This window comes from Actinocatenispora rupis (assembly GCF_016861975.1).
Classification (GTDB): Bacteria; Actinomycetota; Actinomycetes; order Mycobacteriales; family Micromonosporaceae; genus Actinocatenispora; species Actinocatenispora rupis.
The window spans coordinates 128,820-147,772 of sequence record NZ_BOMB01000017.1; the positions used below are offsets into that span (position 1 = coordinate 128,820).

General features: G+C 73.8%; 23 protein-coding genes. 14 read left to right on the plus strand and 9 right to left on the minus strand.

Features of this window, described 5'->3' with window-relative positions:
- Nucleotides 1–2: 2 nt before the first annotated feature.
- From Aru02nite_RS15415 to Aru02nite_RS15425, 3 genes are all read left to right on the plus strand, one after another.
- Complete coding sequence (locus Aru02nite_RS15415) at nucleotides 3–467, plus strand: GNAT family N-acetyltransferase (protein ID WP_203658207.1); 465 nt, start codon at nucleotides 3–5, stop codon at nucleotides 465–467.
- Between the two features lie 209 nt (nucleotides 468–676).
- On the plus strand, nucleotides 677–850 hold the full coding sequence (locus tag Aru02nite_RS15420) for a hypothetical protein (RefSeq protein WP_203658208.1): 174 nt from the start codon (nucleotides 677–679) through the stop codon (nucleotides 848–850).
- 208 nt (nucleotides 851–1,058) lie between these two features.
- Nucleotides 1,059–1,625, plus strand: coding sequence for an AAA family ATPase (locus tag Aru02nite_RS15425; protein WP_203658209.1), 567 nt, complete (start codon nucleotides 1,059–1,061; stop codon nucleotides 1,623–1,625).
- A gap of 726 nt (nucleotides 1,626–2,351) precedes the next feature.
- Here the strand turns inward: Aru02nite_RS15425 and Aru02nite_RS15430 are convergent.
- Entirely contained in the window at nucleotides 2,352–3,299 is a 948-nt protein-coding gene (locus Aru02nite_RS15430; protein ID WP_203658210.1) for a GNAT family N-acetyltransferase, read from the minus strand.
- Nucleotides 3,300–3,353: 54 nt separating this feature from the next.
- Complete coding sequence (locus Aru02nite_RS15435) at nucleotides 3,354–4,070, minus strand: MerR family transcriptional regulator (protein WP_203658211.1); 717 nt, start codon at nucleotides 4,068–4,070, stop codon at nucleotides 3,354–3,356.
- 37 nt (nucleotides 4,071–4,107) lie between these two features.
- On the opposite strand from Aru02nite_RS15435, the gene Aru02nite_RS15440 reads away from it, so the two are divergent.
- Nucleotides 4,108–4,569 (plus strand): DUF6194 family protein, encoded by a 462-nt coding sequence (locus Aru02nite_RS15440; RefSeq protein ID WP_203658212.1) that lies wholly within the window; start codon nucleotides 4,108–4,110, stop codon nucleotides 4,567–4,569.
- A 95-nt stretch (nucleotides 4,570–4,664) separates the two neighbouring features.
- Nucleotides 4,665–5,192 carry a type III secretion system chaperone family protein gene (locus Aru02nite_RS15445; RefSeq protein ID WP_203658213.1) on the plus strand — a complete coding sequence of 176 codons (528 nt, stop codon included), beginning with the start codon at nucleotides 4,665–4,667 and terminating at the stop codon, nucleotides 5,190–5,192.
- Between the two features lie 139 nt (nucleotides 5,193–5,331).
- Here the strand turns inward: Aru02nite_RS15445 and Aru02nite_RS15450 are convergent, their stop codons facing one another.
- The gene (locus Aru02nite_RS15450) at nucleotides 5,332–6,219 is read right to left on the minus strand and encodes an AraC family transcriptional regulator (RefSeq protein ID WP_203658214.1); all 888 of its coding nucleotides are present in this window, start codon (nucleotides 6,217–6,219) and stop codon (nucleotides 5,332–5,334) included.
- 133 nt (nucleotides 6,220–6,352) lie between these two features.
- Between Aru02nite_RS15450 and Aru02nite_RS15455 the strand changes: the two genes are divergently transcribed.
- Both Aru02nite_RS15455 and Aru02nite_RS15460 read left to right on the plus strand, forming a co-directional pair.
- A complete protein-coding gene (locus Aru02nite_RS15455) occupies nucleotides 6,353–7,795 on the plus strand; it encodes an MFS transporter (RefSeq protein WP_203658215.1) in 1,443 nt (480 codons plus the stop codon).
- Nucleotides 7,796–7,969: 174 nt separating this feature from the next.
- The gene (locus Aru02nite_RS15460) at nucleotides 7,970–8,224 is read left to right on the plus strand and encodes a hypothetical protein (protein WP_239076707.1); all 255 of its coding nucleotides are present in this window, start codon (nucleotides 7,970–7,972) and stop codon (nucleotides 8,222–8,224) included.
- Nucleotides 8,225–8,261: 37 nt separating this feature from the next.
- Here the strand turns inward: Aru02nite_RS15460 and Aru02nite_RS15465 are convergent, their stop codons facing one another.
- From Aru02nite_RS15465 to Aru02nite_RS15475, 3 genes are all read right to left on the minus strand, one after another.
- Complete coding sequence (locus tag Aru02nite_RS15465; protein ID WP_203658216.1) at nucleotides 8,262–8,981, minus strand: hypothetical protein; 720 nt, start codon at nucleotides 8,979–8,981, stop codon at nucleotides 8,262–8,264.
- A gap of 225 nt (nucleotides 8,982–9,206) precedes the next feature.
- A complete protein-coding gene (locus Aru02nite_RS15470) occupies nucleotides 9,207–10,097 on the minus strand; it encodes an aminoglycoside phosphotransferase family protein (RefSeq protein ID WP_203658217.1) in 891 nt (296 codons plus the stop codon).
- Nucleotides 10,098–10,205: 108 nt separating this feature from the next.
- Complete coding sequence (locus Aru02nite_RS15475; protein ID WP_203658218.1) at nucleotides 10,206–11,159, minus strand: hypothetical protein; 954 nt, start codon at nucleotides 11,157–11,159, stop codon at nucleotides 10,206–10,208.
- 526 nt (nucleotides 11,160–11,685) lie between these two features.
- Here Aru02nite_RS15475 and Aru02nite_RS15480 point away from each other — a divergent pair.
- Nucleotides 11,686–12,309, plus strand: a complete 624-nt coding sequence (locus tag Aru02nite_RS15480) for a hypothetical protein (RefSeq protein ID WP_203658219.1) — start codon at nucleotides 11,686–11,688, stop codon at nucleotides 12,307–12,309.
- A 102-nt stretch (nucleotides 12,310–12,411) separates the two neighbouring features.
- Nucleotides 12,412–13,080, plus strand: coding sequence for a sigma factor (locus Aru02nite_RS15485; RefSeq protein ID WP_239076708.1), 669 nt, complete (start codon nucleotides 12,412–12,414; stop codon nucleotides 13,078–13,080).
- A gap of 101 nt (nucleotides 13,081–13,181) precedes the next feature.
- On the opposite strand, the gene Aru02nite_RS15490 is transcribed toward Aru02nite_RS15485, so the two are convergent.
- Nucleotides 13,182–13,763, minus strand: coding sequence for a TetR/AcrR family transcriptional regulator (locus Aru02nite_RS15490; RefSeq protein ID WP_203658220.1), 582 nt, complete (start codon nucleotides 13,761–13,763; stop codon nucleotides 13,182–13,184).
- 63 nt (nucleotides 13,764–13,826) lie between these two features.
- On the opposite strand from Aru02nite_RS15490, the gene Aru02nite_RS15495 reads away from it, so the two are divergent.
- Nucleotides 13,827–14,753, plus strand: a complete 927-nt coding sequence (locus tag Aru02nite_RS15495; protein WP_373324869.1) for an SDR family oxidoreductase — start codon at nucleotides 13,827–13,829, stop codon at nucleotides 14,751–14,753.
- A 44-nt stretch (nucleotides 14,754–14,797) separates the two neighbouring features.
- Here the strand turns inward: Aru02nite_RS15495 and Aru02nite_RS15500 are convergent, their stop codons facing one another.
- The gene (locus Aru02nite_RS15500; protein ID WP_203658221.1) at nucleotides 14,798–15,211 is read right to left on the minus strand and encodes a DUF3224 domain-containing protein; all 414 of its coding nucleotides are present in this window, start codon (nucleotides 15,209–15,211) and stop codon (nucleotides 14,798–14,800) included.
- 103 nt (nucleotides 15,212–15,314) lie between these two features.
- Between Aru02nite_RS15500 and Aru02nite_RS15505 the strand changes: the two genes are divergently transcribed.
- The 4 genes from Aru02nite_RS15505 (at nucleotide 15,315) to Aru02nite_RS15520 (ending at nucleotide 18,284) form a co-directional block, all read left to right on the plus strand.
- Entirely contained in the window at nucleotides 15,315–15,743 is a 429-nt protein-coding gene (locus Aru02nite_RS15505) for an SRPBCC family protein (protein ID WP_203658222.1), read from the plus strand.
- Complete coding sequence (locus Aru02nite_RS15510) at nucleotides 15,736–16,068, plus strand: ArsR/SmtB family transcription factor (protein WP_203658223.1); 333 nt, start codon at nucleotides 15,736–15,738, stop codon at nucleotides 16,066–16,068. Before Aru02nite_RS15505 ends, Aru02nite_RS15510 begins: the two co-directional genes overlap by 8 nt.
- A 553-nt stretch (nucleotides 16,069–16,621) precedes the next feature.
- Complete coding sequence (locus tag Aru02nite_RS15515) at nucleotides 16,622–17,794, plus strand: amidohydrolase family protein (protein ID WP_203658224.1); 1,173 nt, start codon at nucleotides 16,622–16,624, stop codon at nucleotides 17,792–17,794.
- Nucleotides 17,795–18,125: 331 nt separating this feature from the next.
- Entirely contained in the window at nucleotides 18,126–18,284 is a 159-nt protein-coding gene (locus Aru02nite_RS15520; RefSeq protein WP_203658225.1) for a hypothetical protein, read from the plus strand.
- A 12-nt stretch (nucleotides 18,285–18,296) separates the two neighbouring features.
- Here the strand turns inward: Aru02nite_RS15520 and Aru02nite_RS15525 are convergent, their stop codons facing one another.
- Entirely contained in the window at nucleotides 18,297–18,863 is a 567-nt protein-coding gene (locus Aru02nite_RS15525; RefSeq protein WP_203658226.1) for a DUF6529 family protein, read from the minus strand.
- Nucleotides 18,864–18,953 lie beyond the last annotated feature (90 nt).

Genomic DNA, 18,953 nt, shown 5'->3' on the forward strand with positions numbered 1-18,953 from the left:
CCGTGCGCGGCGACGTGCGGTGGGACATCGTGCCGGCGACCGGACCGCTGCTCACCGACTGGCGGGCGATCCACAACGAGATCGTGCCGACCGCACCGCTGTCCGCCGGCGAGGTCGCCGAGCGCTCCGGCCGGAACCGCCTGACCCTCGCGTACGCGTTCGGCGAACTCGTCGGGAACGCCACGGTGCGCCCGCCGTCCGGGCCCGGTGCGGTGGCGACCGTGATCGTCCGGATCCTCCCCGCGTACCGGCGCCGCGGCCACGGCACCCGGTACCTGCGGTCCGAGCTGGCCGCGGCCCGCGCGACGGGCGCCGGCCGCATCGAGACCGTCGTACTCGCCTCGAACACCGACGGGCTGGCGTTCGCTGCGGCGCACGGGTTCGTCGAGCACGACCGCTACCTGCTCGACGGCGACACGGTGCCGTTCGTCGACCTGCACCTCGCCGACCCCGGTCCGCCCGACTGACAGCCCGGGCCGGGACTCGCCGGTGATTCTGGCGCAGTCTGGGCGCCGGCCGGCAGGCAGCCACCCGGTCGTACGGCCGCGGTGTTCCGTTGACCTGCGGAGTCGGTGTCGCCGGCCGTCACCCTGCGGGTGGGCGGGCAGGAGGAGTGTCGTGGATCATGCCCGAACGTCCGAGGCGTCCGGGGGTCGGGACACGTACTGTCAGGTGCATGACACCGACCGACAGCACTTCGTCGTCGCCTGCGCTGCGGCGTCTGGAGCATGCGCGGGCCCGGTTCGACCTGCTCGCCCGCCGGGGCGAGGACACCACCAACGCCGCGTACGAGCTGAGCCAGGCGCTCGCCGCCGTCGAGTTGGCCCGCGCCACCAGCCGCACGCCCTGACGGCGCGCTCGGCGGCGACGCCGGCCGACCAGCAGGTACGCGATCCCGCCGATCGGCACGGACCGGACGCGGATCACCGCCCGCACCGTTCGCGGCGGCAGCAGGATGTCCCGGTCGTCGGCGCGGGCGAGATCGGCGAACCGGGTGGCAGCGACCGCGATCAGCCCGGTCCGGGCACTGGCCGGACCGCCGTCGGTAGGCTGCGCTGGTGCGGAGGGTGCTCGTCGTCGGTGGCCCGGGAAGCGGGAAGACCACGCTGGCGCGCACGCTCGCGACGGCGCTCGGCGTACCGCATCACGATCTCGACCGGGTGGCCTACCGCGCCGGTGCGCCCGACGCGCCGTTCCACGACCGGGTACGGGTCGGCGACGACGTACGCCGGGCGTCGGCTGCGGACATCGCCGCGACGGAGGGGTGGGTGGCGGACGGTCTCTACGCCGGCTGGACCGGGCCGCTGCGCGACGCCGCCGACCTGATCGTCTGGCTCGATCCGCCCGCTCGCGTCGCGCTGTGCCGGGTACTGCGCCGCGCGGTCGCACACCGCTGTCGGGGTGGTCGGGACTGGGATCTGCGCTCGGTGTGGCGCGTCGCCCGGGGCGCGCGGAGCTACCGGAGCCGTCCGGTCGGTACCGCCGACGAACTGCGCGCGCGGGACTCCGCGAACGGCAGCCGGACGCTGGCGGCCTTCCTCCGGCCCGCCGCCGACACGGTCGTCCGGTGTGGCAGCGCGGCCGAGGTACGCCGGGCCGTCGGCCGGATCGTATCCGCGGGGTAGCCCGGAACGGTGGTGTGCAAGGGATTCCGGGCCGCCGGGTCATGCCACGTGGACGGGGTCGGCGAGGCGTACCGGGCCGGGTGCGGGGACGCGTAGGGGAGCGGGCCGATGTCAGGACCGGGGATGCGGTCCGCGCCGCCGCCGGCGCACCGTCGCGTTGCCGTCGCCGCCGGCTTCGCCCTGGCGCTGTCGACCGCCTCGTACGCCGCCGACACGACCGGCGGCAACGTACCCCCGGGGCACCGCGCGTTCGAGTACGCCGTGTTCGGGGGCTTGTCGGACCGGGTGACGGGGTGGCCGGGCAGCTCGCCAGGGCCGGTCGTGGAGGTCGGGCGCGGCGGCGGAAAGCCTTGCGCCGTCAGGGAAGTGGACGTCGAGTCGGCCCTCCGGCCGCTGCGTGGCGGAGCGGGTGAGGAGCGGTCCCCACGTCCGCGGGTGCGGGGTGCTGCCGACCGCGGCGGTGCTGTCGATGTACGGCGAAGGCGCGGTCACCGGTGCCGTCGCGGTCGGTGACGTGCTCGCCGAGCGTCGACCTCACCGGGTACCGGCGGGTCCGCGCGACGGTGCCGTGCCGCTCGCCGGCCACGCGCCCGACGGTGCTACGGGTGGTTCGGTTGGGACGGGACCGGTGCGCTCGTCGTCGGGCCCGGCGCGCCGAGCCTCGTCGCCAGGTACCGCTCCGGATGGCGTACCGCCCGGGATCGGTTGGGGGACAAGGGAAGCGGGTCAGGGCGCGGGTTTGACGACCGGCACGTCGCGGGAGAGTTCGCGGAACCCGAGGCCGTGGTAGAGGGTGCGCGCGGCGGGATGCGCGGGCGCGCCGACGCAGACGACGGTCGCGTGCGTGGCACCGGCGTTGCGCGCCAGGTGCATGCCGTACAGCATCATCGAACGCGCCAGCCCGAGCCGCCGGTGCCCCGGATGCGTGCCGACCGGCTCGAACTCGACGGTCCGGTTCGCCGGGTCGTACCACATGATGGTGGACGCCGCCATGGTGCCGTCCGGCGCCTCCACCAGGAGGTGCAGATCCCCCCGGTACGCGGCGGTCGCGCGCACGTCCGTGTAGCCCTGCGCGGTGTACGTCGAGCGTGGCCAGGCGTCGAGGTGTGCCCGTACGGCGGCCTCCGGCCCGGCCTCGTCCGCGGTACGGAACCGGTATCCGGCGGGCAGCGTCGGCGGCTCGATCTCGGCGAGATCCCGCTGGTTGAGCTGGGTCCAGTCGCCGTCGTCGGCGAGCGCCGCGGCGTCGGGCCGGTAGCCGTGCGCCGCCCACCGCGCCAGCGCGTACTCCTCCGCGTCCGTCGGGTACGCGGTGCGTTCGAGTCCGGCCGCGACGGCGTCGTACCAGTCGATGACGTCGTCGGCGAGGCCGGTGTGGTCGGGATGGATCTGGTAGCTCAGCGACGCGCCGGTGACGTCGGTGACCGAGCCGTCGTTGCGCCGCACCCGCCGCGGCAGGAACACCCAACCCCACGCGACGAGCGTGCCGGCCGAGTACCAGAGGTGGCGTCGCCAGGTCGGAGCGTCTGTCGCGCACCCCTTGCCCCACGTCCAGGCCAGCTCACCGTACGAGGCGCCGGCGCTGACGTGGTCCGGCCGCACCGCCGTGACGCGCTGCGCCAGGTCCTGCAGGAGCGGGATGTCGGCGGCGGTCAACGGTTCGGAGTCGGTCATGGTGCGCCACTGTGCCAGCGCGGTCCCGTGCCGTCGAACCGATTTCCGCCGCGGTCACCGCCCGCCGGTCAGCAGCCGGGTGAGGTCCGCCCCCGCGTCGAGCAACGCGACCGTACGCCGGGCGATGGCGTCCAGCCGGCCGCGGAGCGCGTCCACCGGGTCGGCGAGGTCGTCGAGCCGGCGTACCGCGTCGATGGTCCGGCGTACGTCGGGGATCCGGTAGCCGGCGGCGCGCAGGGCGGCGGTGATGCGCGCTTCCCGGATGGCGCCCGGCGGATAGTGCCGCGCCGCGTACGACGTGACGCGGTCCGGCGCGACCAGCCCCTCCTGTTCCCAGTACCGCAGCGTCGACGCCCGTACGCCGAGCGCGTCGGCGAGCTGCGTGATGGACATGGCGTCGTCGTCGGTCCCGGGCTGGCCGCCGGCCTCGGCCTGGATGGCGCGCAGCGCGGACAGCGCGGCGAGCGCGTCGTCGCGTTCCTTCGCCAGGGTCACGTGCAGCGCGCTGACCGCCGCGGCGGCCTCGGCGAGCGGCAGCGTCCAGGCGTCGCGCAGGACGCGGCGCGCGACGACGGGCCCCACCGCCACCGCCAGCCCCCGGTACGCCCGCAGCGCCAGCAGGTGCCGCTCGGTGAACCGCCGGTAGTTGTTCGCCGCGCGGTCGGCGGGCGGGATGACGCCGAGCCGTTCGAGGTCGCGGACCTGCTGCACGGAGTAGCCGGACGCGGCCGCGAGCCCGGCCGTCCGGAGGTGCGGCGTCCCGTCGCTCACGAACCCTCCATAAGCACTTGAACCATACAGTTGAAGTATGAACATCGAACAGATCGTCGGCACGGTCCGGTCCCTCGACGGCGCCCTCGTCGTCTCCCCGGCCGAGGGCGACGGCTTCCCCGAACTCGCCTGGGGCGACCACTTCTGCTACTACGCGCCGGACGGCCGGATCCCCACCAACACCCAGCCGTACGCGACGGTCGTGACGAAGAACTATCCCGACGACGAGCGGTCCGCCCTCGACGGTCCCGGCCGCTGGCGCCTCAACATCCACGTCGGCCGCACCGCGTACGAGCGGCTCACCGGTGCCCCGGCGCGCGACGAGCCCGATGTGGACTTTGCCGCCACCGACGTCGTACTGCCGCACCCGGTGTACGGGCGGATGGGGTGGGTCGCGGTGGTCAACCCCGGCCCGCGCACCGCCGACCTGATCCCGGACCTGCTGCGCGCCGCGCACGCGGACGCCGTGGCCCGCGCCGCCCGCCGCGCCGAACGGTAACGCCGTCCCCGCGGCACCGGGTACGCCGCACCCCGGCCGGTCGGCGTACCCGTGATGCCGGAGGATGGGACCAACCGTACGAAGGGAACGATCAGGTGACCACGGACCCGTCCTCGACCCCGGCCCCCGGCGACGAGATCGTCGTACCGGACCGGCGGTTCGTCGAGCACCTGCTCGACGAGATGGAACTCTCGTACGTCGTGGACGAGGACGGCGATCTCGCCGCGCCGTTCGAGCACTTCCGCACGTACTTCATGTTCCGCGGGGAGGACACGGATCGGACGTTCTCCGTGCGCGCGTTCTACGACCGCGCGTACCCGATCGAGATGAAGCCGCGGCTGCTGGAGGTCGCCGACGACTGGAACCGGCGGACCCTGTGGCCGAAGCTCTACAGCTTCACCACCGACGACGGTGTCGTCCGGCTCATCGGCGAGGCGCAGATGTCGATCGGCGTCGGCGTGGGCCGGGACCACTTCCGGGTGGCCACGGTCAACTGGACGCACGCCTGCACCCAGGTCGACGACTGGCTGGTGCAGCAGCTGGGCGGCGCGGACCGGGTCACTCCCGATCGCCGTACCGTCGAGGCGGGCGAGGAACCGACCGACGACCCCGGTCCCGCCTGACGCCCACCGTCTGCGGACGGCGATGACCGACCTGGTTCCGGCGGCCGCGGGCCATCGCGTCGAGCGCCGCGTTCGCTCCGACCAGGCAGCGGATCTGGTCGCCGCGCGCAGCAGTCGCAGTGTCGGTGCGGAACGGACCTCACCCCCGCCGGCGGTACTGGCCCGGCGCGGTGCCGTGCGCGCGCTTGAACGCCTTCGCGAACGCGTACTCGGAGGAGTAGCCGACGGTGCGGGCGATCGCGGCGAGCGGCGCGTCGGTGTCGCGCAGCGCCCGCGCCGCCGTGATCATGCGCCACCGCGTCAGGTACGCCAGCGGCGGCTCGCCCACGCTCCCGGTGAAACGCCGGGCGAACGTGGCGCGGGACATGCCGGCGGCGGCGCCGAGTTCCCCGACGGTCCACGGGTGTGCGGGCTCGGCGTGCATGGTGTCGAGCGCGCGGGCCATGGCCGGGTCGTGCAGCGCGGTGCCCCAGCCGTGGTCGGCGTGCGCGGCCAGCCAGGCGCGCAGCACGTACACGAGCAGCGCGTCGAGCAGCGCCGGGGTGAGCGCGTCGGCACCGGGCCGGCGGTCGGCGTCCGCGGCGAGTTCGGCGGTGAGCAGCCCAACGGTGGCCGTGACCTGCGGATCCGTGCCGGCTGGTACGTGCACCACGTCGGGCAGCCCGTCGAGCAGCGGATGCGTCCAGTCGTGGGCGAACTCGTACACGCCGCAGAGCAGGGCGGTGCGCGCGCCGGGGCCCGCCACGACGGTCGGCTCGCCGGGCGCGGCCACCTCGGACAGCGGCGTGTCGGGACGGTCGGCGAGACCGTGCCCGACGTCCCGGTACAGCAGGACGACGTCGCCCACCGCGAGCGGCACCGGCTCGGACCGCCGCGGTACGAGCCAGCACGAGCCGTCGAGTACCAGGTGGAAGCCGGCGCCGGACACCGACCGGTACTCCCGGCCCCACGGCGCGTGCCGGACGGTCAGGCCGGAGCCGGGCCGCCCGGTGCGCAGCGCGGCGATGGTGTCGCTGAGGACGTCCACGCCGTGCACCCTAGCCGAATGAGACGACGGGACATCGAATCGATCTCCTGGGACATGGTTCGTCTCGTACCGTCCGCCTAGCGTCGATCCGGAACGGGCCGGTCACCGGCCCTCGCGTACGACGGAGGACACGATGGTGGGAACGCGACGGCGGGCGGCGGCCCTGGCCGTACTGCTGGCGATGCAGGTGATGGTGGTCCTGGACGGCACGGTCGTGACGGTCGCGCTGCCGACGATCCAGGACCGGCTCGGGTTCTCGCCGTCCGGCCTGGCGTGGGTGGTGAACGGCTACCTGGTCGCGTTCGCGGGCCTGCTCCTGCTGTCCGGCCGGCTCGGCGACCTGCTCGGTCGGCGGCGGGTGTTCCTGGCCGGGCTGGTCGCGTTCACGGCCGCCTCGGTCGTGTGCGGCGCGGCCGTCGACCCGGCGATGCTGGTCGCGGGGCGGTTCGTGCAGGGCGTCGGCGGCGCGCTGGCCTCCGCGGTCATCCTCGGCATGGTCGTCGCGCTCTACCCCGAGCCACGCGGCCGAGCCACCGCGATGGGCGTGTACAGCGTGGTCTCGGCCGGCGGCGGCGTCCTCGGCCTGGTCGCCGGCGGCGTACTCACCGAGACGCTCGGCTGGCGCGGCGCGTTCGGCGTCAACGTACCGATCGGGGTGGCGACCCTGCTGCTGGCGCTGCGCCTGGTCCCGGCCGACCGCGGCACCCGCGGCCAGCGCGCCGACGTGCCCGGCGCCGTGCTCGTCACCGCCGGCCTGTCCCTCGCCGTGTACGCCATCGTCCGCGTCGCCGACCCCGCCGCGGCCACCGCCCCGACCCTCGTACTCGGTGCCGCCGCCGTCGCCCTGCTCGCCGCCTTCGCCGTACGCCAGGCGACCGCCGCCGATCCGCTGCTCCCGCCGCGACTGCTGCGCGACCGTACCGCCGCGCTGGCGAACCTGGTGGTGGTCCTGGTGTTCGCGGCCGGGTTCGGATTCCAGTTCGTCACCGCCCTGTACCTGCAACGCATCCTCGGCCTCGACGCGCTGCACACCGGCCTCGCGTTCGTGCCCGCGCCGGTCACGCTCGGCGGCGTCTCCCTGCTCGCCGCCGGCCGCCTCGTCACCCGGTACGGCGCCCGCCCCGTCCTCGCCGCCGGCCTGGCCACCCTCGGCACCGGCCTCCTCGTACTCGGCCGCGCCCCCGTGCACGGCACGTACGCCGTCGACGTACTGCCCGCGCTCGTCGTGATGGGTCTCGGCATGGGCCTCGCCGTACCGGCCGCGATGGTCCTGGCCATGTCCTCCGCCGCGCCGGCGGACGGCGGGCTCGCCTCCGGCCTGACCAACACCGCGCAGCAGGCCGGCGCCGCCGTCGGCCTCGCCGTACTGGCCGGGCTCGCTGCCGCCACCACCCACGGCCGGCTCGCCGGCGGCGCCGCCGCGCTGCCCGCCCTGCGCGACGGGTACGCGACGTCGCTCCGGGTCGCGGCCGGCTTCGCGTTCGCCGCCGTCCTCGTCACCCTCGCGGTGCCCGCCCGCCGGCCGGCCGCCGCCGCGGTACCCGACGAGCAGGACGCCCCACTTCCGTTGTCCTGAAACGGATCCAGGCCCGCCCGGACCCGAGGGTCGGGCGGGCCTGGATCGTGCCGCGTGGTCGATCGTGGGCAGGGGTGCGCCGTGTCGCTGGTGAGGAAGGGCTCGCGCATCATCACCGTCGACGGCGCGCGCTACCGCTGACGGGTCCGGAACCGGCCCTCGTACGGTCAGGGCTTGGCCGAAACCCCGCTGACGTTCGCGGTGGAACTCGCCGACCCGCCGGGAGCCGTAATGGTCGTGCGAACGCGGCACGCGCACCCCGGGAACTGGATGGCACTGCCGGCGAAGCCCGTCCTCCCCGCGGACGTTGCGGCAGCGATCCGGACCGCACTGGCCGGCGGTTGGACACCCACGTCGCCCGGCCCCGCCTTCAGCCTGCTCGTCGGCAACGAGGCGGCACCGAACCGAGGCCGGCTCACCGCCGAGTGAGCGGCGACGCGCACGTACCGAAAGAGCCTCGCTCCCGTCACTTCCAGCGGGTGAGCAGGGTTCCGGCGACCGCGCCGAGGATGGCGATGAGCGCCATCCGGACGAAGTCCCACAGCTTCGCGTTCGACCAGATCCGGTACCCGATCTCGGCCGGGGACACGCTCAGGATCGATGCCGGCCAGATGCGCAGCGCGCCGGAACGGGACCTGAAGATGGTGAGAACCAGGGCGGCGGCCGTGGAGAGGATCCACCAGGGCAGCGCACCCCACGCCAGGTGGATCAGCCACGGCGAGTAGTCGAGCTGCGCGCTCCGTTCCTGGAACTGGTGCGCCAGGTGCGGGTTCGTGCTCGCGTCGACCTCGGCCAGAACGAACGCGAGCAGCGGGTACCACCAGAACGCGAGGACGCGCAGCGGACCGAACGTCGCCCTGGCACGCGCACCGTCTCGCAGTGCCCGGTCGAGTTCGGTGAGCAGCTCGCGCACCCCGTCGCTCGGGGCCGGGCACGTCCACTTCCGGTCGGTCAGGTCGATCTCGACGATCCCACCGTCGTTGAGCATCAGCACCGCGGTGACCTTCTTGGCGTTGACGAGCCGTGGATCCAGCTCGCCGCTCGGCGAGTCGAGGTACGGGCGAAGGTCGTCGATGACGAAGAAGGCCGGCTGCCTCGCCTTCGTCCGCCGGTCGAACGTCGGCTGCCGAACGACGACCCGGCACGAACCGTCCACCTGCGTGAGCAGTCGGAGGGCTGTCACCACCGACGACTCGTCCGCCAGGTGTCCGGTGAGCGCGCCGGCGGCTCCCGCTCTCGTGGGGCGTGTGCTTCTCGCGGCATGCGTCATCTGGTGATCTCCACGGCGTGTCGGCTGGTTCGTCACCCTAGCGTCCGGGCGCACGGGCATGACCGTCCTCACCGCCGCCGGCGCGGACGCCGGGCGAAGGCGAGCGACCGGAACGGTGGATCCCGTGGCGGCGGGCGTCGCTCAGTGCCCGGGTACGACCCGGAGCGCGCGGCGGAGGATGTGCGCGAAACCCTCGTCGAAGCCGGGCAACTCGGCCGGCGGCAGGAAGTCGCGCTGCCGGGTCCAGGCGATCGCGTGCGCGACCGCGCCGACCCGCAACGCCAGCTCGAACGTGTCGCGGAAGTCGCCACCCCACGGCTCCAGGTACGCGTCGCGCAGCCGCGCGTACCACGGGTCGTCGAGTGGCAGCCCGGTCCGCTCCTCCAGGAACCGGAACGTCACCACCAGCGAGAAGAACGGATGCGACACCGACGCGTCGCCCCAGTCGAGCACCCGCGCCCGCCCGTACAGGTTGGTCATGTGCAGGTCGTCGTGCTGCACGGTCGGGCCGAGCCGCCGGTCCGCCGCCAGTTCCGCACACATCCGCGCGTACCCGGGGGCGAACGCGGCGAGCCGGTCGTGCTCCGCGCGGTCCACCGGCAGATCGCGAGCGACCAGGTCGGCGAAGCGGTCCGGCAACTGCGCGACGGGAAGCGCCGGTACGCCGTGCGCCACGTGCTCGTCGGCGTACCCGGTCTCGCCGCGCTGCAGCTCGGCGTAGCGAGGGAGGGCGGCGAGCCACGCCTCGGGCGGATTCCCTGTGGTACCAACGGGATCGCCGGCGTCCGCGAGCAGCAGCCAGGCCCGGTCCTCGTCGTGGGCGAGCACCTCGGCGACCCGGTCCGGCCAGCGCCGGTACAGGTGCGCGCTGAGTCGCGGCTCGAACCCCTGGACCGGCGCGCACGCCTTGAACCACGCGACGCCGTCCGCGAGCGGTACGCGACGCACCGTCGACCATGGACGTACGTGGGTCGTCTCGATCGGACCGACCGGCTCCACGTACCGGCGGATCCAGGTCTCGGCGTCGTCCACGCGCGCCACTCTCGCACGCCCTCGTCCCGGCCGGTAGCGGGTTTCACCGCGGGCCGGACCGGTCGCGGTCCAGGGGCGCGCGATCCGCGGTGACGACCGGCCGGGTCGTCAGGCCGGGCACCAGGCTGTGTTCTTCGGGCACTCGCCGCGGGACACGATCGTGCCCTTCTCGTCCAGCCACACCCGGGTGTCCGGGCCGCTCCCCCCGATCCCGTACGACAGCTGCGGCGCCCTGCCCTGCGCCGGGCGCCGGTACTCCCAGTCCCAGACCTTCCCGTCGACGCCGGCTTCCTTGGCGATCGTCGCCTTGCGGGTCACGGCCATCGTCGGGTCGAAGCCGCTCGGATCGAAGAGCCGGCTCGGGTCGAACGGCGTCTCCTGGGCGAGGTTCGCCTGCGCCGCCAGCAGCGGCTCCCGGACGATGCGTACGCCGGCGCGGCAGCCGGCCACGTTGGCGTCGATGTGTACGAACCCGTTGAAGGAGCCGATCCGCTCGGCCTTCCTGCCGTAGGCGGCGACGATCTCGGCGACGGCCGACCGGACCCCGGACACCGTCCCGGGATCGGCTTCGGGGAGCCTGCCCGTACCGTCGAGCTTGAGGCCGACCGCGTCGGCCGACTTCTTCGGCTCCGCCTTCACGCGGATCTTCCCGACGTAGTCGACGTCCATCCGTACGGTCATCGTCTCCGTCTTCAGGACGTGCGCGAACCTGGCGAGGTGACGCAGCGGCAGATCGCGCAGCCGCACCGACACCGGCGACGTGAACTCCGACTTCCCCTCCCTGCCTTCCTTCGACCAGCCCTCGGTGAAGGAGTACGTCTGCACGCTGCCGTCGGGCAGCAGCAGCCGGGCCCCCAGCAGCCCGTCGGACGACACGTCCACCTCCTGGAAGGTGTCCCGTCCGGCCTTCTTCACCAGGGCGTGCAGGGCGTCGGTGACCTCCTCCGTACCGGGGAAGCCGGTGCGCTGTCCGCTGTGCGGACCCAGGCCGCACGAACTCGTGGCCAGGCCGAGCGCCACAGCGGCCGAGCCGAACACCACACCGCGCCGAGTCAGAGACATACCGGAGAGGCTAGAAGCACCGGTCAACGCCCGATCGTCAGTTCGGCAGGCGGGCACAGGGGGTTTTCGACCATCCACAGTGGACGCCGTCATCGGCACCAAGCCGGCACGCGAACGGGGTCACCAGTCACGACCGGCAACGCGATCTTGACGCGCTGCCGCGGGTCTCCAGCCCCATCGCCGGGGCACGCATGGGAATCGCCCGTGCGAGCAGCATGGCCGGTTCATGGGTCCGCCCGACGAGGATGATCCGGCATGCCCGAGCCGGTGGTGGCGTTCGGCTCCATCGGTACGCGCCGCTCATGTCGCTGCGTGCCCGGCAGACCGGAGGCCAGCGGTCCTTGGTTGCCACGGCGGACGCATCCGGTGCGTTGCAGGTGCCGAGAACTGGCCGGCGTCGCGGGCGGGCAATGCCGATGACACGCCGGAGCCGGGCACGCCATGGGCGTACCGGTTGAGCGACTTGCCGGGCACGACCATGATCACCGTGTCCCCGATGGGCCGAGACGAGGCGAACGGACGTCGCATGGATCTGCCGTGGTACGAGTTCGAGGTCTTCACTCCCCGCATCATGAACCGGGCGAGCGCGCACACCGTGTCCTTGGATCTCGTCGCCCGCGGTGACGCGATCCCGCTGGAACCCCAGGACGGCGACCTTGCGCGGTTCTGCGCCGCCGCGTGCGGGATCCGAGCAGACGTGCGGGGGTGGCGGCTCCGAGAGTTCGTCAGCCCCTACTACAGCGGGAACCCCTTCGCGGAGTCCTGGGCGAGCCGGGTCCAGCGGATCTGGACCCTCGACGTCACGCTCGACGGGCCGGCCGCGCTCAGAACGGTCGAGCTCAGGGGTTCGTTGCCCCGGACGTTCGGGCTGCCCGACAGCGTGCAGGTGGGCACCGACATGACGCCGTACCAGGAGCTGCCGGTACTGGCGCTCGCGGACTCCGCCGACCACCGGTCCTGCCGGGCGGCCGCCGCGGCACTGCCGGAGCGTACCGGGATCGAGATCGTCGAGTACGCCGGGCACAGCCAGCTCCGGGTCGACGTCTCGACCTGGACGATGCCGACGCTGGACGCGCTCGACGAGTTCATCGAGGTATGTGATCCGCACGGACTGACCATGAGCTGGATCGACCGGGTCGGGAAGGACTGAGCACGCCGCCCGATCCACGGCCACGACCGGTCGGCGTGGTGCAGTCGGCCAAACGGTCCATGGTCGTCGTACCTGGGTGAGCGGGGCAGCCAGCGAACGACCATGCGGGCGGACCGTCCAGTGACCTGTGTCCGGGTCGCGTCACGTCGACGATCGTGCGGCCATGACAGGCGTCCGGCGTCACTGGTCGGCCTCCTCGGCGACTTCGACCTCGCCGAGGAGGCCGCGCAGGAGGCGTTCGCGCCGGCTGCCGACCGGTGGCCGCGCGACGGCGTGCCCAGCAACCCGCGTGCCTGGTTGATCACCACGGCGCGCAACCAGGCGATGGACCGGCTCCGCCGCGACCGTACCCTCGCGGCGAAGTTCGGTCTGCGAAACGCAAGATCAAGGCGGCGGGCATCCCGTTCCGCGTACCGCCGGCGCACCTGCTCCGGGACCGGCTCGACGCGGTGCTCGCCGCGGTCCATCCGATCTTCAACGAGGGGTACGGCGGGCGCGACGAGCTGGCGGCCGAGGCGATCTGGCTGGCCGCCATCGTCGTTGCCGTGGTCGACGGTGCCGAGGCGGGCCTGCGCCTGGTCGATCGCCTCGATCTGCACGACGTCCGGTACCTGCACTCGACGAGGGCCGAACTCCTGCGGCGACTCGGGCGTACCGACGAGGCGCGTGCCGGGTACCGGTGTGCGCGGCGGCTCACCGACGACGGCGCGGAAACGACGCTTCCTCGAACGCCGGCTCACGGAGCTGGCGGGCACCGGTGGCCCGGACTGACGGCCCCGCCGACGACACGACAGCGCGGCGTCGGCGAGCACGACCCGGGCCGGTGTCGACGGCGTACGGCGATCGCGTCGGCCCACGTGGACGGGGCGCGCTCAACCCGTCCGGTACGGCGTGAGCAGGAAGTCGACCTCGTCGGTGAGTCGGTGCGGCAGGGTGCCGGCGCCGTCCAGTGCCCACGTGATCATGACCCCGTTGTACGTGGTGACCACGGCGCGCGCCAGCCGCGTGAGGTCCGGGCAGGACAGCTCGCCGCGCCGGTGTGCCGCGGTCAGGTAGCGCCGCACGCCGACGGTGAGCTGTCGGGCGAACGCGGCGGCGTGTCGGCGCAGTTCCTCGTCGGCGACGTCGAGCTGGAGGAACGCCACGTGGTGGGCCATCTCCGAGTGCAGGATGCCGGCGCCGAGCCCGGCGATGCGCTCGACGAGCTGGTCGAGCGCGGGCCGGTCGTCGGCCGGGCGGCCGATCGACGCCTCGATGGAGGCGGCGCCGTGCGCGGCGAGCGCGACCAGCAGGCCGTGCTTGGACCCGAACCGTTTGACCAGGGTGGCCGGCGCCGCGCCGACCCGGCCGGCGACCTCGGCGAGGGTCAGCCGGGCGGGGCCGACGTCGGCGATCGCGGCGGCCGCGGCGGCGAGGAACTGTTCGTCGGTGAACGCGAGGGGACGTGGGCTCACGCACACAGCCTAGCCGAAAGTAAATGAACAGTGATTTACTAACGGCGTCGAGGGGGGATCGCAGTGCGGACCAGCAGTGCAGGGCGGACCAGCGGTACGGAGGGCGGGTTGCGGGGCCGGGTGGCGCTCGTCGCCGGTGGGACGCGGGGCGGCGGACGTGGCGTCGCCGTCGAGCTGGGCGCCGCCGGCGCCACGGTGTACGTGACGGGGCGCAGCACCCGGGGCGGTCGGTCGCCGCTCGACCGGCCGGAGACCATCGAGGGCACCGCCGAGCGGGTCACCGCGGCCGGCGGACTGGGCATCCCGGTGCGGGTCGACCACGCGGTGCCCGCCGAGGTCCGGGCCCTGACCGAGCGGATCGACGCCGAACACGGCGGTCTCGACCTGCTGGTCAACGGGGTGTGGGGCGGCGACCCGTCGACCGACTGGGCGCATCCGTTGTGGGAGCAGGATCTCGACACCGGCCTGCGGATGTTCCGCAACGCGGTGGAGACGCACGTGGTGACGAGCCGGTTCGCGGTGCCGCTGCTGATCGCGCGCGGGCGCGGGCTCGTGGTCGAGGTGACCGACGGCAACACGGCCCGCTACCGCGGCTCCTTCTTCTACGACCTGGCCAAGTCCACGGTCATCCGGCTCGCCGTCGCGCAGGCCGCCGAGCTGCGTCCGCACGGGATCGCCGCGGTCGCGCTCACGCCGGGCTTCCTGCGGTCGGAGGCGGTGCTGGAGCACTTCGGTGTCACCGAGCAGACCTGGCGTACCGCAACGGATCCGCACTTCGCGCACTCCGAGTCCCCGGCGTACCTGGGGCGGGCGGTGGTGGCGCTGGCGACGGACCCGGACGTGCTGGCCCGGTCCGGGCGCGCGCTGTCCACCGGCGAGCTGCACCGGGAGTACGGGTTCACCGACGCGGACGGCACCCGCCCGGATTTCCCGGCGTACTGGGCGGAGGCGCTCGAAGGCGAGTTCGGTCCGCTGGGTGATCCGCTGTGACGGCCGCGCGGCCGGCGGGACCACAAGCCGGGAAGTCGGTGGGGCTACGAGCCGGGAAGCTCGTAGTCGAACCAGATCCGGTGCGTGCCGTCGGTGTCGATCGCGAGGCCGCCGCCACCGGTGATGCCGGAGAGGTCGCCGGTGCCGCTGCCCGGCACGACGGTGCAGAACTCGGCCTGCCGGGTGCTGCCGGTGGTCGTGGCGGAGTGGGCGAAGTTGAACGCGCCCTGCCGTCCGCCGAGCGTCCCCTCGAACGACTCCATCGCCACGTACGTGCCGACGCCGGTGTCCTGGTCGAACGCGGCGGTGAACAGGGTGGCCGACCGGCCGGTGACGCCGCCCGCGTACTGCTTGGTCATCCGCGCCACGCCGACCGGTACGCCGGTGCGGACGGGCGACTCGCCGATGCCTTCCGCCGGCACGAACTCCACGACCTCGAACGTTCCCTTGGCTCGCACGACGGCATCGTAGCCGCCGGACCGCGCCGTCCTGTTGACGGGAGACAACGACTTACTATAGAGTAAAGTTTACTGATTGGTAAGGCGTTGAGGAGGTTGGCAGATGCCCGAGGTCGTTCGTGCACTGGAGATCGCGGCGCCGCCGAGCGTGGTGTGGCGGTGGTTCACCTCGCAGGAGGCGTTGCGCCGGTGGTTGCTGCCCGATCTGGACATCGACCTGACCGTCGGCGGGGCGTACCGGGCGACGGGGCCCGACGGGGAGACGCGCATCAGCGGGACCGTGCTCGACCTCGTACCGGAGGGGCGGCTCGTGTTGTCCTGGCTGGAGGAGGACGCCGGCTGGTCGCATCCCGGCCGGCTGGTGATCGAGCTGGCGCCGATCGCGCCGGGCACCCGCGTGACGCTGACGCACGACGGCTTCGCCGGGATCGGTACTGCGGGCTGGCGCGGCACGGCCGAGGCGTACGAGCGGGGCGCGGACCAGCACAAGGTGCTCGACCAGCTCGCCGCGGTGGTGACCGCGGGTGCCTGACGCGGGCGAGGACGTGTTCCGGGTGCTGGCCGATCCGACCCGGCGGCGCATCCTCGACCTGCTCGCCGAGCACGAGGTCCGCACGGTGAGCGAGCTGGCCGCCGAGTTCCCGGACCTGGTCGCGTCGGGGATCTCCAAACACCTGATGGCGTTGCGGGCGGCGGGACTGGTGCGCGCGACGCGCGAGGGCCGGACCCAGCTGTACCGCATCGACGGGGACGGCTTCGCGCGTGCGCTCGGCCCCTGGCTGGCGAAGTACGAGGCGTACTGGTCGCGTTCGCTGGACACCCTGCGCACGCTCGCCGAGTCCCCGAAACCGGACTGACTCGACGTGTTCCCCGGTCGGCTCGGCCCACGGTCCCAGCACACCTGTCTGGCGAGCCGTGGGCGCCGACTCACCCCGCGGACCGTGCTGCGCACCCGCGAACCGTCGGCCTATTCGGCAGCGCGGTGGCGACTTCGACGCGCCAGAGCGGGCCAGGGCCGGGCGCCGGCGACGAGCAGCGTACGGGCGGTGTCGAGGGCGACACCGCGTCACGGGCAGCCGGCACTCAGCCGGCGCAGTACGCGGGTGGCATCGGCCAGCGCGGCACGGTCGGGCCGGAACGGGACGGTGGCCGCCCGGCGGTACGAGTGGCGCATCGGGGGTGGCCTGTCGGGCGCGTACCGGGGGCGGACGGTCGGGTGTTGCTGCCCGTTCGGCTCTCGGCCGCCGCTTCGGCCCGGATGTAGCGTGTCGGTGACCCACCGCCCCCGAGTGTCCGTCTGGTGGTTCGGACCCCAGGGCGACGGGTGGGGTGCAGTGGCGGACGTGCACCCGGCGGGGCCCCGCGCAGACGCAGGCCGGGGCCCCGTTGCCGGGGGGTTCGGAGGCCGGGATGCTGGCGATCCGCGGTGCGCGGCTGTTCGACGGTGAGCGTCGGGTCGCCGTACCGGAGCCGACCGTTCTGGTACGGGACGGGCGGATCGTCGCGGTCGTGCCGGGCCCGGCCGTACCGGCGGATGCGCGGCTGGTGGATCTCGGTGCCGTGACGCTGCTGCCGGGCCTGGTCGACGCGCACGTGCACCTGGCGTTCGACGGTGGGCCGGATCCGGTCGGTGCGATCGACGGCGCGCCCGATTCCCGGGTACTCGACGGTATGCGCGCGGCGGCCCGGGTGTCGCTGACCGCCGGTGTCACCACGGTGCGCGACCTGGGCGACCGCAGGTACCTGGCGCTTCGGTTGCGGGACGAGCTGGCGGACCGGCCGGCCGCCGGGCCGCGGATCCTGGCCGCCGGGCCGCCGATCACCACCGCCGGCGGGCACTGCTGGTACCTGGGTGGTGTGGCGGACGGTGCCGCCGGGCTGCGCGACGCGGTACGGGAGCGGGCCGGGCGCGGTGTCGATGTGGTGAAGGTGATGGCGAGTGGCGGTGAGCTGACCCCGGGCACCCGATCGTACGAGCCGCAGTACTCGGTGGCGGAGCTGCGGGTGGTCGTCGACGAGGCGCACCGGTACGGGCTGCCGGTGGCGGTGCACGCGCACGCCTGTACGGCGGTGGAGAACGCGCTCGCCGCGGGCGCGGACGTGGTGGAGCACTGCTCGTTCCTCGCCGCGGACGGGGTGGCCGAGCGGCCGGACGTGATCGCCGCGCTGGCCGCCGCCGGTACGACGGTGTCGGCGACGATCGCGACGCGGTTCGACCGGGGCGGTGTGCCGCCGGGGATCGCGGCGCGGCTGACCGGGCTGATGCGGCAGGTCGGCCGGCTGCGCGACGCCGGCGTACCGCTGGTGTGCAGCAGCGACGCGGGTATCGGGCCGGCGAAGCCGCACGGCGTCCTGCCGTACGCGATGGACGTCGCGGTCGGCCGGTGCGGTTGGTCCACTGTGGACACTCTGCGGGCGCTGACCGCGCTGCCCGCGGCGCTGTGCGGCCTCGCCGACCGCGCCGGCCGCCTCGCCCCCGGGTACGACGCGGATCTGCTCGCGGTGGCCGGCGACCCGCTCACCGACCCGGCCGCGCTGCACGCCGTACGGGCCGTCTACCGGTCCGGCGTCCGCGTCGGCTGACCGCGCTTTCCCCGTCGTACCAACGGATCCGGGGGCCGCGTGGTACCGGTGCGTCGGGGCGCGGTCGGCCGCCGTTCGCCGCCCGTACCCGGTCGTGCCGGACAGGGCCCGAACGTCCGGGACGTCGCCCGCCGCGCTCCGGACGGGGGACGGGACGGGGGAAGCGCCGGCATTGTGCCGCGGTCCGCCGAGCTGCGGCACTACGCTTGCGGCAGCAGGATCTCGCACCGCGGCGACCACGCCCGGACCCCGCGCGCCCGGTGGACCGCACGTACAGCCGGGGGTCGGCCATGCGCTCGTGTTCCGTCGTTCCGCGTGGTGTGAGGCACGGATGAGCGGTCTGCTGGGCCGGATCGCCGCCGCGCTGCGCCGCTGGCGGATCGAGCGCCTCCTGCACTGGAACGAGGACATCCGTACGGCCGTCAGCCGGTCCCGGTCGTCCGGGCGCTCGGGTCGTGCGGTGCCCGATCGGCACACCTGGCGGCACTGACGCCCGCGGCGGTCAGCTCAGCAGCGGCACCCGGAAACCGTTGTAGTACCAGAGGGCGCTGGTGTACCAGAGGACGACGATGGTGATGGCGAGCAGGGCGCCGGCGACCGGCAGCGTCCACGACGGGAGGCGCCGGCTGCGTACGACGAGGACCTTCGCGGTGAACGCGCCGTAGAACACGCATCCGGCGACGGAGTGCACGGCGGTGCGCGGATCGCCGAGCCGCACGCCGTACGCCAGGATGCAGTGCACGGCGATCGGGAGGCTCAGGACGAACAGGGCCGCGCCGACGACGCGGTGCGTGACCGGTACCGGCCGGGGTACGGCGGGCCTGCCGGGCAGCCGCCGGTACATCCACAGCGCCAGCAGCACCTGGACGCCGGCGAGTACCAGGACCGCGGTGGCGAGCTGCGACTTGAGCGCGAACGAGTCCGACCCGGTACGGCCGAACAGCGACTGCGCGTAGTTCGGGGTGTGCCACAGGCCGTACAGGAACAGGGCGCAGCCGACGACACCGGCGGCGGCCACGACGACCGCCAGTCTCCGTACCGTCGCGCCTGTGGTGTCCGTTCGTGCCATCGGCAACCACCCCGAGCCATCGGCGACCCGGCGGCACGCTACCTCCGGCGGCGGTGGCCGCACCGGGCGCTCGGCGACGATCTGACCGAT

What these genes read in the sequence shown, in the direction of transcription:
- Aru02nite_RS15420 (WP_203658208.1), top strand. Translation starts at nt 677, where the DNA reads ATGACACCGACCGACAGCACTTCGTCGTCGCCTGCGCTGCGGCGTCTG.
- Aru02nite_RS15430 (WP_203658210.1), bottom strand. Translation starts at nt 3,299, where the DNA reads ATGACCGACTCCGAACCGTTGACCGCCGCCGACATCCCGCTCCTGCAG.
- Aru02nite_RS15440 (WP_203658212.1), top strand. Translation starts at nt 4,108, where the DNA reads ATGAACATCGAACAGATCGTCGGCACGGTCCGGTCCCTCGACGGCGCC.
- Aru02nite_RS15455 (WP_203658215.1), top strand. Translation starts at nt 6,353, where the DNA reads ATGGTGGGAACGCGACGGCGGGCGGCGGCCCTGGCCGTACTGCTGGCG.
- Aru02nite_RS15475 (WP_203658218.1), bottom strand. Translation starts at nt 11,159, where the DNA reads ATGTCTCTGACTCGGCGCGGTGTGGTGTTCGGCTCGGCCGCTGTGGCG.
- Aru02nite_RS15480 (WP_203658219.1), top strand. Translation starts at nt 11,686, where the DNA reads ATGGATCTGCCGTGGTACGAGTTCGAGGTCTTCACTCCCCGCATCATG.
- Aru02nite_RS15485 (WP_239076708.1), top strand. Translation starts at nt 12,412, where the DNA reads ATGCGGGCGGACCGTCCAGTGACCTGTGTCCGGGTCGCGTCACGTCGA.
- Aru02nite_RS15505 (WP_203658222.1), top strand. Translation starts at nt 15,315, where the DNA reads ATGCCCGAGGTCGTTCGTGCACTGGAGATCGCGGCGCCGCCGAGCGTG.
- Aru02nite_RS15515 (WP_203658224.1), top strand. Translation starts at nt 16,622, where the DNA reads ATGCTGGCGATCCGCGGTGCGCGGCTGTTCGACGGTGAGCGTCGGGTC.
- Aru02nite_RS15520 (WP_203658225.1), top strand. Translation starts at nt 18,126, where the DNA reads ATGAGCGGTCTGCTGGGCCGGATCGCCGCCGCGCTGCGCCGCTGGCGG.
- Aru02nite_RS15525 (WP_203658226.1), bottom strand. Translation starts at nt 18,863, where the DNA reads ATGGCACGAACGGACACCACAGGCGCGACGGTACGGAGACTGGCGGTC.